At 71.7% G+C, this 12,658-nt stretch carries 14 protein-coding genes; 4 read left to right on the top strand and 10 right to left on the bottom strand.

Going from position 1 to position 12,658, the window contains the following annotated elements:
- Window positions 1–312 (top strand): hypothetical protein, encoded by a 312-nt coding sequence (locus R2J76_RS02600; protein ID WP_316414221.1) that lies wholly within the window; start codon window positions 1–3, stop codon window positions 310–312.
- Window positions 313–340: 28 nt separating this feature from the next.
- On the top strand, window positions 341–1,135 hold the full coding sequence (locus R2J76_RS02595) for an SDR family NAD(P)-dependent oxidoreductase (RefSeq protein WP_316414220.1): 795 nt from the start codon (window positions 341–343) through the stop codon (window positions 1,133–1,135).
- A gap of 3 nt (window positions 1,136–1,138) precedes the next feature.
- On the opposite strand, the gene R2J76_RS02590 is transcribed toward R2J76_RS02595, so the two are convergent.
- The 10 genes from R2J76_RS02590 to R2J76_RS02545 all read right to left on the bottom strand — a co-directional run bounded on the left by R2J76_RS02590 (window position 1,139) and on the right by R2J76_RS02545 (window position 11,220).
- Window positions 1,139–2,539: a [Fe-Fe] hydrogenase large subunit C-terminal domain-containing protein gene (locus R2J76_RS02590; protein ID WP_316414219.1), complete on the bottom strand. Its 1,401-nt coding sequence runs from the start codon at window positions 2,537–2,539 to the stop codon at window positions 1,139–1,141.
- Between the two features lies 1 nt (window position 2,540).
- Window positions 2,541–2,801 carry an NADH-quinone oxidoreductase subunit NuoE family protein gene (locus R2J76_RS02585; protein WP_316414218.1) on the bottom strand — a complete coding sequence of 87 codons (261 nt, stop codon included), beginning with the start codon at window positions 2,799–2,801 and terminating at the stop codon, window positions 2,541–2,543.
- Between the two features lie 12 nt (window positions 2,802–2,813).
- Complete coding sequence (locus R2J76_RS02580) at window positions 2,814–3,986, bottom strand: SpoIIE family protein phosphatase (protein WP_316414217.1); 1,173 nt, start codon at window positions 3,984–3,986, stop codon at window positions 2,814–2,816.
- Window positions 3,976–5,661: a [Fe-Fe] hydrogenase large subunit C-terminal domain-containing protein gene (locus R2J76_RS02575; protein WP_316414216.1), complete on the bottom strand. Its 1,686-nt coding sequence runs from the start codon at window positions 5,659–5,661 to the stop codon at window positions 3,976–3,978. The genes R2J76_RS02580 and R2J76_RS02575 overlap by 11 nt, the downstream gene beginning before the upstream one ends.
- Window positions 5,658–5,900: a (2Fe-2S) ferredoxin domain-containing protein gene (locus R2J76_RS02570; RefSeq protein WP_316414215.1), complete on the bottom strand. Its 243-nt coding sequence runs from the start codon at window positions 5,898–5,900 to the stop codon at window positions 5,658–5,660. Before R2J76_RS02570 ends, R2J76_RS02575 begins: the two co-directional genes overlap by 4 nt.
- Window positions 5,901–5,924: 24 nt before the next feature.
- Window positions 5,925–6,566 carry a redox-sensing transcriptional repressor Rex gene (locus tag R2J76_RS02565; RefSeq protein ID WP_316414214.1) on the bottom strand — a complete coding sequence of 214 codons (642 nt, stop codon included), beginning with the start codon at window positions 6,564–6,566 and terminating at the stop codon, window positions 5,925–5,927.
- Window positions 6,567–6,663: 97 nt separating this feature from the next.
- Window positions 6,664–8,553 (bottom strand): M56 family metallopeptidase, encoded by a 1,890-nt coding sequence (locus tag R2J76_RS02560; RefSeq protein ID WP_316414213.1) that lies wholly within the window; start codon window positions 8,551–8,553, stop codon window positions 6,664–6,666.
- On the bottom strand, window positions 8,550–8,942 hold the full coding sequence (locus tag R2J76_RS02555) for a BlaI/MecI/CopY family transcriptional regulator (protein WP_316414212.1): 393 nt from the start codon (window positions 8,940–8,942) through the stop codon (window positions 8,550–8,552). The genes R2J76_RS02560 and R2J76_RS02555 overlap by 4 nt, the downstream gene beginning before the upstream one ends.
- 86 nt (window positions 8,943–9,028) lie before the next feature.
- The gene (locus tag R2J76_RS02550; protein WP_316414211.1) at window positions 9,029–11,083 is read right to left on the bottom strand and encodes a M56 family metallopeptidase; all 2,055 of its coding nucleotides are present in this window, start codon (window positions 11,081–11,083) and stop codon (window positions 9,029–9,031) included.
- Entirely contained in the window at window positions 11,080–11,220 is a 141-nt protein-coding gene (locus R2J76_RS02545; protein WP_316414210.1) for a hypothetical protein, read from the bottom strand. Before R2J76_RS02545 ends, R2J76_RS02550 begins: the two co-directional genes overlap by 4 nt.
- Before the next feature lie 160 nt (window positions 11,221–11,380).
- Here R2J76_RS02545 and R2J76_RS02540 point away from each other — a divergent pair, with 160 nt between their 5' ends.
- Window positions 11,381–12,097, top strand: coding sequence for an efflux RND transporter periplasmic adaptor subunit (locus R2J76_RS02540; protein ID WP_316414208.1), 717 nt, complete (start codon window positions 11,381–11,383; stop codon window positions 12,095–12,097).
- Window positions 12,098–12,107: 10 nt separating this feature from the next.
- Window positions 12,108–12,467, top strand: a complete 360-nt coding sequence (locus R2J76_RS02535) for a cupin domain-containing protein (RefSeq protein ID WP_316414207.1) — start codon at window positions 12,108–12,110, stop codon at window positions 12,465–12,467.
- Window positions 12,468–12,658: the final 191 nt, after the last annotated feature.

The following is a 12,658-nucleotide window of genomic DNA, read 5'->3' as shown; positions in this document are numbered from 1 at the left end:
ATGAACCCCATCCATTACAACGATATGATTTTCACCGTCGAGAAGCGGGGCGGGGGCTGGGACATCCTCTGCACCCGGGCCGGAGGCGCCACGGCCGTGGCCGCCGCGGGGCTGTTCCCGGGGGCTCCCGAGGAGGAGGCGGCGGCACGGGCCCTGCGGGTGATCCGCACCGTCTTCCCGGTGGGGGTGCGGTGCGTGGGGCCGGACGTGGCCCATCCCAACCGCATCGGCGACCTCAAGATCGTGGGGCCCGACGTGCTCCATCCCAATTTCATCCACTGGGACGCGGACAGCGTCACGCCCAGGTCCTGAACCCAACCCCAAAGAAAGGGAATACACCATGGAAATCAAGGGAAGCGTCGTTCTCGTCACGGGCGGAGGCAACGGCATCGGCGAGGCCGTGGTCAAGTACTTCGCCAAGCGGGGCGCCAAGGTGGCCATCGTCGACATGGTCCAGAAGAACATCGACCGCGTGGTGAAGGAGGTCAAGGAGATGGGCGCCGAGTGCATCGGCATCCAGGCCAACGTCACCAGCGAGGCGGACACGGCCCGGTTCATCCAGGGCACCCTGGAGGCCTTCGGCCAGCTCAACATCTGCGTGTCCAGCGCCGGCATCATCCGGGACGGGACGATGCTGAGCCTGGACAAGGAGACGGGCCAGGTCTCCAAGAAGCTGGGCCTGGACAAGTGGGCCGCGGTCATCGACACCAACCTCACGGGCACCTTCCTCACGATGCGGGACGCCGCGGAGGCCATGGTCAACGGCGGCTGGCCCGGGCTGCTGGTGCCCATCTCCTCCGTGAACAAGTGCGGCCAGGTGGGGCAGATCAACTACTCCTCGGCCAAGGTGGCCGACGCCCTGATGCCCAAGATCATCATCGGGGAGTTCCTCATGCGCGGCATCCGCAACATCCGCTGCGTGGCCATCGCGCCGGGCTACACCGCCACGCCCATGCTCACGGGCATGAACCAGGACGCCCTCAAGGCCATCCTCGCGGACGTGCACCTGGGCCGCCTGGTGGCCCCCGAGGAGATCGCCTCCATCATCGGCACCGCCGCGGAGAACGAGGCCCTCAACGCCACGACCATCGAGATCACCGGCGGGCTCTGCTACCCCAAGGGCATCGCCAAATAGGCGTCACACCGGCCGCCCCGGATCCCGGTCCGGGGCGGCGGGGATGCGCCGGCGGGCCACCTTGGGGTCGGCGAGGGTGCAGGGCCCGGCGATGCAGCCGCCCTCGCAGGCCATGACCTCCAGGAACCGGGCGGGGCCCTTGCCGGAGGCGTAGAGCCGCAGGCGCCGCTGGGTTTCGGCGCCCAGGCCGCAGAGCACCTCCGCGTCGGCCCCCACGGCGGCGGCCACCCCCCCCGCCGCGGCGAAGGCCCGGCCCCGGTCCGTGGCCGGGATATCGGCGGGGGACGGTGGGCAGGCGTCCACTTCGATGCCCCAGGCCACCAGGGCCGCCCCCAGCTCCTCGAAGGTGAGCACGTGCTCCACGGAGCCCCCCAGGGCCTCCCGGCGCTTGGCCACGCAGGGGCTGAGGAAGACCCGGGGCAGGCCCGGGAAGCGCTGGGCGGCCAGCTTCGCGGCGAAGGCCAGGGGCGTGGGGGTGGTGGACACCCGGGGGGCCAGCGCCGGCAGGCGGGAGGCCACCAGGCCCGTGTAGGCGGGGCAGCAGGAGCTGGTGAGGAAGGGCGCCTCCTCCAGTTCGCGCCGCTCGGCCTGGGCGGCCAGGTCGGCCCCGGCGGCCACCTCCACGGTCCCCGCGAAGCCTAGGCGCCGCAGGGCCCCCACCAGGTGCTCCAGGGGGGCCTGGAACTGGGCGGCCAGGGCCGGGGCGAAGAGGGCCACCAGGGGCCTGCCTTCCGCCAGGGCGCCCAGCACCTCCACCACTTCGGACTGCTCGGCCACGGCCCCGAAGGGGCAGGCCTGCATGCACTTGCCGCAGGCGATGCAGAGATCGTGGCGGATCTCCTGCTTGCCGGAGGGGCCCCGCACGATGGCCTGCACCGGGCAGGCCTCCTCGCAGGGGATGGGGATCCGGAGGATGGCGTTGAAGGCGCAGACGTCCTTGCACTTGCCGCAGTTGACGCAGCGGGCGGGATCGATGGCGGATTGGCCGTCCCGCACGGTGATGGCCTGTTTCGGGCAGGCCACGGCACAGGACTGGGCGGCGCAGCCGCGGCAGGCGTTGCTCACGAAGTAGGCGGCGCGCACGCAGGCGCTGCAGGCCTCCTCGATGACCGTAAGCAGGCGCGGATCCCGGGACGTGCGGGCCTGGGCGTCCCGGGCGTAGTGCGCCAGGGGGCGCAGCTCGTCCTCCTCGTCCTGCACGGAAAATCCCAGGAGGGCCATGGCCCGGTACCGCAGCACGGCCCGCTCCCGGTGCACGCAGCAGCGCAGGGCGGTCTCGCCCCGGGGGCGCAGTTCCAGGGGGAAGCGGTCCACGCGCCCGGGCAGGTCCCCGGCGCGCAGCGCTTCGGCGGTCTTCACCAGGAGCTCCCGCCGGAGCCGGGTGGTGGTGGCGGGGTGGGCCATGTCACGCCCTCCCCGCCAGGACGTCCTCGATGCGCGCGACGATGCCCTCGAAGGTGGCGTTGGCCAGGGGCTCGCCGTCCACCAGGACGAAGGGGGCCCGGGCCGCGGAGTGGCGGGTGCAGAGCTCCAGGCAGCGCTCGCCCCGGATCCTCACACGGCCCCGGAGGCGCTCGGGAAGGTGCTCCTCCAGGAGCACGAGGCGCGAACCGTCCATGACGACGCAGGCGGTGCCCATGCAGATGGTCACGGTGACGGGTTCCATGGGACCTCCGGATCAGTAGTAGGAGAGCAGCGTCTTCTTCAGGTGCCGCGTCTCCAGCAGGGCCGCGATGCGCTTGATGACGTTGCGGCGGATGTCCAGTTCCACGGGCAGGGCCGGGTCCTGGTGGGCCTCGTTCACGGCGGTGCCCACCTGGAAGTGGATGACGTCCGATTCCAGGAGCAGCTCCACGAGGCGCGAGGCGGCGTTGCGCCGGGGGCAGGCGCCGGCCTCCAGGTACTCCCCCACCTTGGCCAGGGTCAGGCAGCCCTCGGTGACCAGTTCCACGCCGGCCATGGTGGAGGGCGCGGGCACGTCCCGGTCGTGGAGGGACAGGTCCATTTCCACGTCCCGGTTCAGTTCCCGGGCCAGGATATTGGAGGTGGTGCCGCCGCACACCACCTTGCGGGCGCCGGGGGCCTCCACCAGGGCCGCGAAGTCCCGGTCCCGGGCCCGGTCGAAGGGGGGGCCCGTGAGGACGTGGAGGATCCGGGGCCGGCGCAGGTGGATGACGCCGCAGGTGATGTCGTCCCCGGCCTCGCCGCCGTCGAGGCCCAGGGCCTGGTCCACCAGGAGCTCGGCGAGGCGCCGGCTGGAGAGGTCCGGGTCCCGGGCCAGCCAGTCCAGGGCGAAGGCCGCGGCCTGGGGCTCGCCCCACCCCAGGGGATGGGCGGGGGTGCCCATGCCGGACTGGGTCACCCCGTCGGAGCAGAGCACGAGGCGGTCGCCCACGCGGCTCTGGAATTCGCTCACGATGAGGCGCCGGTTGCCCCACCGGGGCTGGGACAGGACGGTGCTCTCCAGGGGCAGGATGGCCCCGTCCCGGATGAGCAGGAAGGGCGGGTTGCCGTGCTCGAAGACCCGGGTGCGGCCGTCCCTGCGCGCATCCACGATGGTGAAGGTGGAGTAGCTGATGCGGCGCACGGGGTCCACCGGCAGGGAATCCATGAGGATGGCGGCGGCCTTGGCGGTGTCGATGTTCCACTCCACGTACTCCAGGGCCATGGAGGCCGTCACCGAGGCCAGCACCGCGGCCTCCACGCCGCTGCTGAGGCCGTCGGCCAGCACCGAGACCACCCGGTGGCCGTCCTCCAGGCTGCGGGAGTGGAAGAGGTCGCCCGAAAGGTGCTCCCCGCCGCAGGCCAGGCCGAAGTGGTCCACCTCGATGAAGCGGGCCTCAGGCTCCATGGGGCCCCCGGAACTCCGCGATGATGGAATTGAGGATCCCCTCGCTGCGGGCGGCGTTGCGCCCCAGGCTGAAGGCGATCTCCTGGGCGTTGGCGAGCATGTTCTGGATGACCTCCTCGGCCTTGCCCACCATCTCCTTCTGCCGGGCCTCGGTTTCGGTGACGTCCAGGAGGAGCGCCCCCACCACGTGGCCCGGCTCGACGGTGAAGATGGTGGCGCTGAGGGTCCCCCCGGCGCTGGCCAGGTTCTGGCGGATGAGTTCGTCGCCGCCTTCCAGCACCTCCCGGAAGCGCCCGCCGAAGTCCACGAGCTTCTCGATGTGGGCGCCGCAAAGGCCGGGCTGGGTCTCGGCCACCAGCGCGGCCTCCTCGCCCAGGAGCCGCACGAACTGGTCGTTGCTTTCGATGATGCGCAGCTCCTCGTCCACGATCACCACCCCGAAGGGGAGGGTGCGCAGCAGGGCGTTGGCCTTCTTCTCGGCGAGGCGGCGGAGGTTGGACACGCACATGCGCGTCTCGGCCCGGCCCCCCAGGATGGCCCCGGCCAGGTCCCGGCAGGTGTCGTACCCGCAGGCGCCGCAGTTCAGTTCGTCCCCGGGGCCCGTCTTGCCCAGGCGCCGCAGGGCGGCCTCCAGGCGGCCTTCGGGGATCCCCGCTGCCGGCGGCACCCGGGCGGTGAAGCCCCGCTCCAGGGGCACCGCGGGTTCTCGGGGGTAGGCGCCGGGGGCCTCGGAGGCCCCGTCCAGCACCGCCATGCGGGCCCCCACCGGGGAGCGCCGCGCCGCGGGGCCGTTCACGCAGCCCCCGGGGCAGGCCAGCAGTTCCAGGAAGACATTGCCCCGGGGCGCGGGCAGGTCCGCCAGGGCCTCCCGGATGGGGCCCAGGCCGCTGAGGGTGACGAAGCGGGTGTCGCCGGTGGCCATGTTCAGGGCCGTGGCCCGGGCCATGCCCCCTTCGATGGGGTAGAGGGAGCCTTCGGCGGCCGGCCCCAGGAGGAAGTCGCCCTCCGGCTCCAGGTCCAGGGGGTCGATGCCCTCCCGGTCCAGCCAGCGCCGCAGGTCCTCGAAGGTGAGGGCGGCGGCCAGGGTCGGAGCCTCCTCCACCTCCAGCTTCTTGGCGATGCAGGGGCCGATGAAGACCACGGGCGCCTCCCCCAGTTCCGCCCGCAGGAGCCGCACGTGGGCCAGCAGGGGGGAATCCAGGGGGGTGAGGTCGGGGATGCGTTCGGGCAGGTACGTGCGCACGTAGTCCACCGCCACGGGGCAGGCGGTGGAGATCCAGATGCGGCCGGTGTGGGCGTCCAGGTCCTGGGCCAGCCGCGCCGACACCTCCTGGGCCCCCAGGGCCGTCTCGCTCACGCCGGCGAAGCCCAGGCGCTTGAGGGCGGCGATGATCCGGCCGGGCCCCCCGGGGAATTCACTGAGATAGGAGGGCGCCAGGGAGGCCACCACGGGGCGGTCCCCCCGCAGCAGGGCCTCCACCAGGGGCAGGTCGTCCCGCACGCGCTTGGCGCCGCTGGGGCAGGCCGAGACGCAGGCCCCGCAGGCCAGGCACCGCTCGGGCATCACCACGGCGTGGGCCGAGCTGACCCGGATGGCCTTGACCGGGCAGGCCCGCACGCACTTGTAGCAGTCCTGGCACTGGGCCTGTTCGGAATAGACCGGTCCGGGCCTCACAGCGCCTTCTCCAGGTCCTCCAGGCAGGTGGCCGGGTCCAGGAAGGTCTCCCCCAGGCGCAGGTTCGGGCCGTGCTGGCAGCGCCCTTCGCACCGCGCGCCCCGCAGGGCCACGGTCCCCTCCAGCCCCTTGCGCTTGAGGAAGGCCTGGAGGCGGGGCAGCATCGCGTCGTTGCCCCGGGTGAAGCAGGAGCTCCCCAGGCAGATGGTGAGCGTGGGCAGGCCTTCGGCATCAGGCATGGTGAGCCCTTTCGTGGGACGGACCTAGGTCCGGGAGGAGAGTTTGGCGGAAAGCACGGCGAGGCCGATGGCGATGTCCTGGTCCTGGACGATGACGTCCGGGGGCAGGTCCAGCGGGCACCCGGTGAAATTCCAGATGCCTTCGATGCCCGCCCGGGCCAGGCGCAGGGCCACGTCCTGGGCGGCGTCGGGGGAGACGGTGAGGATGGCCATGCGCGCGTCGAGGCGGCGCAGTTCGGATTCCAGCTGGTCCATGTGCCACACGGGGGTGCCGTTCACCACCAGCCCCGCCAGGGACGGGTCGATGTCGAAGGCCGCGCAGATGTCCAGCCCGTGGGCCCGGAAGCCCTCGTAGCCCAGGAGGGCCATGCCCAGGTGCCCCACGCCCACCAGCACCGCGTCCCGCACCTGGTTCCAGTTCAGGCAGTGCTCGATGGCCAGGACCAGCTCCTCCACCTGGTAGCCCATCTTGGGCATGCCGGTGATGCCGATGAAGCCGAAGTCCTTGCGCACCTGCACGGCCTCCAGCCCCAGCAGCTCGCCCAGGCGGGCGCTGGACACCACCTCCCGGCCCAGCCGGCGCATCTCCCGCACGACGCGCAGGTAGCTGGGGAGGCGCTGGACGGTGGTGAGCGGGAGGCTCCCGATCTTGTACCCGTATGCCATGCCCGCCTCCCTTTCAATTGCTACCGTGGTATCGATACCACGGTAGCAATTGTGGACCGGCGGGTCAGGATGTCAAGCCATCGAATTATTCATTGCATTAATTCATCTTGAATTGCACGACCACGGAGACCCGCACGGCCCGGTTCTCCCCCCCGATGCGGGGCGGGAAGAACACCCAGCGCCACACGAAGGCTTCCGCGGCCGCCCGGAACTCCGGGGTGCCGCCCTGGCTCTCCACGAAAAGAGGGTTGCCGTCCTTTCCCACCGCCATCCGCAGTTTCACGGTGCCTTCCTCCTTGGCGGCGAGGGCGGCGGGGGGATACACGGGCTTCTCGGGGCGGTAGGCCACCTGGAGATCGGCGTTGGGCAGCTCGGGCAGCGCCTCCAGGCCGCCCTTGGGGAAGGGCCCGGCCAGGGCCCGAGGGTCCTGGCCGGCGGGATCCCAGGTGCGGGTCACCTGGATCGTGAAGAGGCCCGCCTCGATGGGATCCAGGGACAGGCCGGGTCCGTCGTTGAACTTCCGGGTGGGCACGACCTCCACATCGACGATGACGGCGCGGTCGGACGTGTTGTTGAAGGCGCGCTCATTGAAGCCGCGCGGGCCGTGCTGGCGAACCACCTCCAGGTGGTACGTGGAGCGGGGGATCTTCCCGGCGGACTTCACGTCCAGCCCGATGCGGGCGTGGGGCGGGATCTCGAAGGAGAAGGACCGGTTCAGGTTCGCGTTGCCCTGGATGGACACCATCCCCGCGTGGGCCGGGACGAACACGCCCTTGCCTTGGAAGGCGGGGCGCGGGGCCGGCGGGGGCAGGTCCCGGCGGGGCTCCGCCACCCTCGCCGCGGGGGCGGGAACGGCGGGCGGGGGCGGGACTTCCAGGGCCGCCCGGGGCGCGGGCAGGTCCACGGAAGGGGCGGCGTGGAGGGCCGCCAGGGCCACGGCGGGAGCCTCCGGAGCGGGGGCCGGGACCGGGGCCTGAACGGCCTCCACGGGCGGCGCGGGGGGCGCGGGGGGGGTGGCCTCCAGGGGCGTCCAGTGCACACCGCCCCCCAGGACGGCGACGGCGGCCAGGGCCAGGAGGCCGGGCCGGGTGAGGGTCTGGGCGGGGAGCACGGGCAGGAGCAGGCGTTTGATGCGGTGCATGAGGGAGCCTCCGTGGCCCGAAGGGGCCAGTTGGGTGGTGGGTCCGTGGCGCAGGGCTTCCAGGTCGGCCAGGGCCTGGGCGAAGCGCAGGCCCCCGCCGCAGTGGACCGCGGCGGCGTCGTCGCAGCAGTGCTCCCGCTCCGCGCGGATCTCGCGGGAGAGCCACCACACGGCGGGGTGGAAGAAGAAAACGACTTCGGCGAGGTTCTGGAGGAAGTTCACCAGGAAGTCACGGCGCCTCACGTGGGCCAGTTCGTGGGCGAGGACGGCTTCCAGGGTGGCCTCCGGCAGGGAGAGGAGGGCCGCGGTGGGAACGAGGATGACGGCCCGCCAGAAGCCCAGCACCAGGGGGGAGTCCACCAGGTCCGACACCCGGAGCCGCACGGGGCGGTCGTGGGCGAAGGCCTGGCGGAGGCGGTCCAGGCACGCCTCCAGGGCTTCCGGGGGCGCCGTGGCCCCGCGCAGGCAGGGGCCGTAGAGCCACAGGAGTCCGGCCCCCAGGCGCAGGGCCAGGACCGCGCTTCCGGCCGACCAGGCCAGGAGGATCCGGGGCAGCTGCGCGTACAACCGCTCCCGGAGATCCGGAGGCAGGACGGTGAGGGTTCCGGAGAAGGCCGCGGGCGCCTGGATCACCGTGGCCTCCGGGACCGCCAGGAAGAGGGTGGCGAGGAAGGCCAGGACCATGGCCACGAGGCCCATGCAGGCCACCAGGTACCGGGTCCCGGGGCGGCGCGCGAAGCGCAGCGCCAGGAACGCGGCGCACCCCAGGAGGGCGCCCTCCCAGAGGAAGTGCACCAGGGCCCACGCGAAGGCCTGGAGCCAGGGGGCGAGGGAGGCGGTGGTCATGGGGCCTCCGCCTTCCGGCGGGCCGCGTCGAGCAGCCGCTGGATCTCGTCAAGTTCGCTCACGGAGGCCGCGTGGGACTCCAGGGCCCGGACCATGAGGTCCTTGGCGCTGCCCGCGAAGGCGCGGCGGACCAGGTCCTGGACCAGGAAGGCCTGGGTGGGCTCCTGGTCCCGGGCCGCGGTGTAGACGTGGGTCATGGCCGAGGCGTCCCTCGTGACCATGCCCTTTTCCGCCATGATCTGCATGAGCTTCAGGACGGTGGTGTAGCCCAGGTCGCGTTCCCGGGCCAGTTCCGTGTGCACGTCCCGCACGGTGGAGGGGCCCCGGCGCCAGAGGACGCTGAGAATGGCGAGCTCGCCGTCCGAAGGACGGATGGGATCGGGGCACATGGCGACTCCGCGGTGATGAACCCAAGATACGAACATATTCGTAGGTGTCAATGGGCCGGGAAATTTTAATCACTTCATCTTGAAGTTCACGTCAAAGGAGACCCGCACGGCCCGATGCGGGCGTGGGGAGGGATCTCGAAGGAGAAGGACCGGTTCTGGCTCGCGTTGCCCTGGATGGCCGCCATTTCGGCGTGGGCCGGGATGAAGACGCTTTTGAACCGGAGGGCCGACTGCGGGGCCGGGGTGTCCGGGGTGGTGGAGGCGGCCGGGTCCAGGCGGAAGTCCACGGCCATTTCCACCCGCACGGCCTTGAACTTCCTCCGGGCCGGCGGCGTGGAGAAGGAGAAGCGCCAGCCATAGTCCTCGGCGGCGGCACGAAGCTCGGGTGGCCCATCCAGGGCCTTTACCTGGACCGGCCAGCCCTCCCGGTCCACCACCAGTTCCAATCGCACCGAGCCCTCGATCCGGGCGGCCAGGGCCGCGGGGGGGTAGTCCAGGCTGCGCGGGTGGGACCGCACTCGCATGGAACCAATCTTGACCAGGGGCAGCTCCTTGATGGCCGCCTGGGTGAAGGCCACCGCCTTCGCCCTGGGATCCAGGGCGGCCGGATCCCAGCTCCGCTCCACCTCCAGGATGAAGGGCCCCCCGGGAAGGATACTGAAAGCGCCGTGGCGATGCACGATCAGGGGCGGGAATACGCTCACGTACACGTACTGGACCTTATCGGAGGTGTTCGTGAGCCACCGGAGGTCGTTGTCTTCCGGGTGTTCCTTCCGTTGCACCACAATTCTGAAGGCCCCCAAGGAATTGTCGCCATCGGGCCGGAGCTTGAGGGTGATCCGGGCGTGGGGCGGGATCTCGAATTCCGCCCCCCCGAAGATGGCGGTGACGCCCCTGAAGACCCGGGCGGAATCGAAGGCCGGGATCCTCCCCTCGAAGGGCCAGATCGTCGGGGCCTGGCCCGGGGAGACACTCGGCCGGGGAGCGGGGGCCGGGGCGGGAACTTCGGGGACCGGGAGGGGCGCCGCGAAGGACCGCGCGGCGGCGCCGGGGGGGTCCTCCAGCGGCAGCTGGTAGAGGGCGGCATGGGTGGGCTCGGCCTGGGCGGGTGCCGCGGGCATGGCCTTGGGCGAATCCACGGCGGGTTGGGGGGGCGGTTCCGGAGGCGCGGCCACGAGGGGCGTCCAGTGGACGCCTGTCGCGAGCACGGTGACGGCGGCCAGGGCGAGGAGCCCGGGGCGGGTGAGGGTCTGGGTGGGCAGCATGGGAAGGACCAGGCGTTTGATGCGGTGCAAGAGGGAGCCTCCATGGCCCGAGGGGGCCAGTTGGGTGGTGGGTCCGTGGCGCAGGGCTTCCAGGTCGGCCAGGGCCTGGGCGTAGCGCAGGCCCCCGCCGCAGTGGGCCGCGGCGGCGTCGTCGCAGCAGTGCTCCCGCTCCGCGCGGATCTCGCGGGAGAGCCACCACACGGCCGGGTGGAAGAAGAAGACGACCTCCGCGACGTTCTGGAGGAAGTTCAGGAGGAAATCCTGGCGCTTGATGTGGGCGAGCTCGTGGGCGAGGACGGCCTCGAGGGAGGCCTCCGGCAGAGCCAGGAGGGCGGCGGCGGGCACGAGGATGACGGCCCGCCAGAATCCCACCACCAGGGGCGAGTCCACCAGGTCGGAGACCAGCAGCCGCACGGGGCGGGCGTGACGGAAGGCCGCGCGGAGGCGCTCCAGGTCGACCTCCAGGGAGGCAGGCGCGGGGCGGGCCTTCCGGAGACAGGGCCCGTAGAGCCACAGGAGCCCCGCCGCCAGCCTCAGCGCCAGGGCCCCGCTTCCGGCGGACCAGGCCAGGAGGATCCACGGGAGCCGCGAATGGAGCCGTTCCCGGAGATCCGGGGGCACCACGGTGACGACCCCGGAGAAGGTCGTCGCCGGCTCGATGGCCAAGGTCTCCGGCCGCGCGGCGACGACGGTGGCCAGGAAGGCGAGGACCATGGCCAGGAGGCCCAGGCAGGCCACCAGGTACCGGGTCTGCGGACGGTGGGCGAAGCGCAGCGCCAGGAAGGTGGCGCACCCGATGAGGGCGCCCTCCCAGAGGAAGTGCACCAGCCCCCAGGCGAAGGCCTGGAGCCACGGGGCGAGGGCGGCGGTGCTCACGGCGCCTCCGGCGGCGCCGCGTGGGGCTCCCGGGCCCGTTCCATGGGCACGTCCCGCACGGTGGAGGGGCCCCGGCGCCAGGGGACGCTGCGGAGGGCGAGCTCGCCGTCCGAAGGACGGATGGGGTCGGGGCACATGGCGACTCCGGGGTGATGACCCCAAGATACGAACATATTCGTAGGTGTCAATGGACCGGAAAAATTAATTTTCAGGCCCCCGGGGACCCGGGCGCCGCCATGGCCAACGGCCCGGCGGACCTGGGAGGGTATCCTGGAGTCTCGCCTTTCAGGGAAGCCCATGCACCGCGCCACCAGCCTTTGCCTACTCCTCGCCCTGCCGCTGCCCGCGGCGCCGACCCTCGAAGGCACGGTGCAGCCCTTCCGGAAGGTGGAGGTCAGCGCCTACGTTTCCAGCCACATCGTGGAGCTGAAGGCGGGCGAAGGGGACCGGGTGAAGGCGGGGCAGCCCCTGGCCCAGTTGTACGCCCGGCTCGAGGAACTGGAAATGAAGCGCTCCAAGGCGCTGCTGGACCGCCGGGAGTACGAGGCCAAGGGGGCCCGGAGCCTCTTCGACAACCGGGTGATCCCGGAGTTCAAGGCCATGGAATCCCGCATCGAGCTGGACCTGGCGCGCCTCAACTACGAGACCGCCGCCGAGCACGTCCGGCTCCGCACCATCCTGGCCCCCGTGGACGGCCTGGTGGTGGAGCGCACCCGGGAACTGGGGGAGACCGTCAACGCCTCCCAGGTGGTCTTCCGCATCCTGGACCTGAGCCGGGCCACCATCCTCTGCACGGCCCGGCCCGACCGGGTGGCCCGGCTGGCACCGGGCCAGAAGCTCACCGTCCATGTGCCTGCCGCCGAGACCCTGCCTCCGCTGCTCGCCGAGGTGGTCCTGGTTTCCCCCTCCCCCGATTCCCCTGGCCTCGTGCGCCTCAAGCTCCTGGTCCGCGACCCCGCGCCCGGCCTGCGGGCGGGCCTGAAGGCCGTGGTGGATCTGCCCGACAACCCCTGAAAGGAAGCCCATGGTCCAGCTCGTCACCCAGCCGTTCGTCATCCGTCCCGAAGGGAACAAGCCCAAGCTCATCGAGGAGTTCGTGGGCAACGTGGCCACGGGCACGCGGGAGGTGAGCATCGCGCGCATGAAGGCCGCGGGAGGCTGGCTGGAGCCGGGGCAGACGCCGCGGTTCGACGAGTACACGCTGGTGCTGGCGGGGACCCTGCGGGTGGAGACCCGGGAGGGCATCACCGACGTGCAGGCCAACCAGGCCGTCATCACCCGGGCCGGGCAGTGGGTGCGCTACAGCGCGCCGGAGGCGGAGGGGGCGGAGTATGTGGCCGTATGTTTGCCGGCCTTCCATCCCGATACGGTGCATCGGGATTGAGGCGATCCGCCCTCTAGGAGCCTGTCCAAGTAATATTCGGCCCCGCGATGGTGGCACCGGCCATGGCAAGACAAGGCCCGCGAGGAGAGCGATTAGGTTAATCGTTCGACGAGCGGAACGCGGGATTGCCGTGGCCGCTGCCACCACCGGAGGCGGCGCCTGGAGGCCCGCCTATCGTGCGCAAGTCCCTT

Origin of the sequence: Mesoterricola silvestris (genome assembly GCF_030295405.1) — a bacterium.
In the GTDB taxonomy this organism is placed as follows: Bacteria; Acidobacteriota; Holophagae; order Holophagales; family Holophagaceae; genus Mesoterricola; species Mesoterricola silvestris.
Note: the sequence above shows the minus strand (reverse complement) of the source record. Positions and strands in the feature narration are given on the sequence as shown.

Coding starts and splice junctions, on each gene's coding strand:
- R2J76_RS02600 (WP_316414221.1), top strand. CDS start 1: ATGAACCCCATCCATTACAACGATATGATTTTCACCGTCGAGAAGCGG.
- R2J76_RS02545 (WP_316414210.1), bottom strand. CDS start 11,220: ATGTGCCCCGACCCCATCCGTCCTTCGGACGGCGAGCTCGCCCTCCGC.
- R2J76_RS02540 (WP_316414208.1), top strand. CDS start 11,381: ATGCACCGCGCCACCAGCCTTTGCCTACTCCTCGCCCTGCCGCTGCCC.
- R2J76_RS02560 (WP_316414213.1), bottom strand. CDS start 8,553: ATGACCACCGCCTCCCTCGCCCCCTGGCTCCAGGCCTTCGCGTGGGCC.
- R2J76_RS02595 (WP_316414220.1), top strand. CDS start 341: ATGGAAATCAAGGGAAGCGTCGTTCTCGTCACGGGCGGAGGCAACGGC.
- R2J76_RS02590 (WP_316414219.1), bottom strand. CDS start 2,539: ATGGCCCACCCCGCCACCACCACCCGGCTCCGGCGGGAGCTCCTGGTG.
- R2J76_RS02565 (WP_316414214.1), bottom strand. CDS start 6,566: ATGGCATACGGGTACAAGATCGGGAGCCTCCCGCTCACCACCGTCCAG.
- R2J76_RS02555 (WP_316414212.1), bottom strand. CDS start 8,942: ATGTGCCCCGATCCCATCCGTCCTTCGGACGGCGAGCTCGCCATTCTC.
- R2J76_RS02535 (WP_316414207.1), top strand. CDS start 12,108: ATGGTCCAGCTCGTCACCCAGCCGTTCGTCATCCGTCCCGAAGGGAAC.
- R2J76_RS02585 (WP_316414218.1), bottom strand. CDS start 2,801: ATGGAACCCGTCACCGTGACCATCTGCATGGGCACCGCCTGCGTCGTC.
- R2J76_RS02580 (WP_316414217.1), bottom strand. CDS start 3,986: ATGGAGCCTGAGGCCCGCTTCATCGAGGTGGACCACTTCGGCCTGGCC.
- R2J76_RS02570 (WP_316414215.1), bottom strand. CDS start 5,900: ATGCCTGATGCCGAAGGCCTGCCCACGCTCACCATCTGCCTGGGGAGC.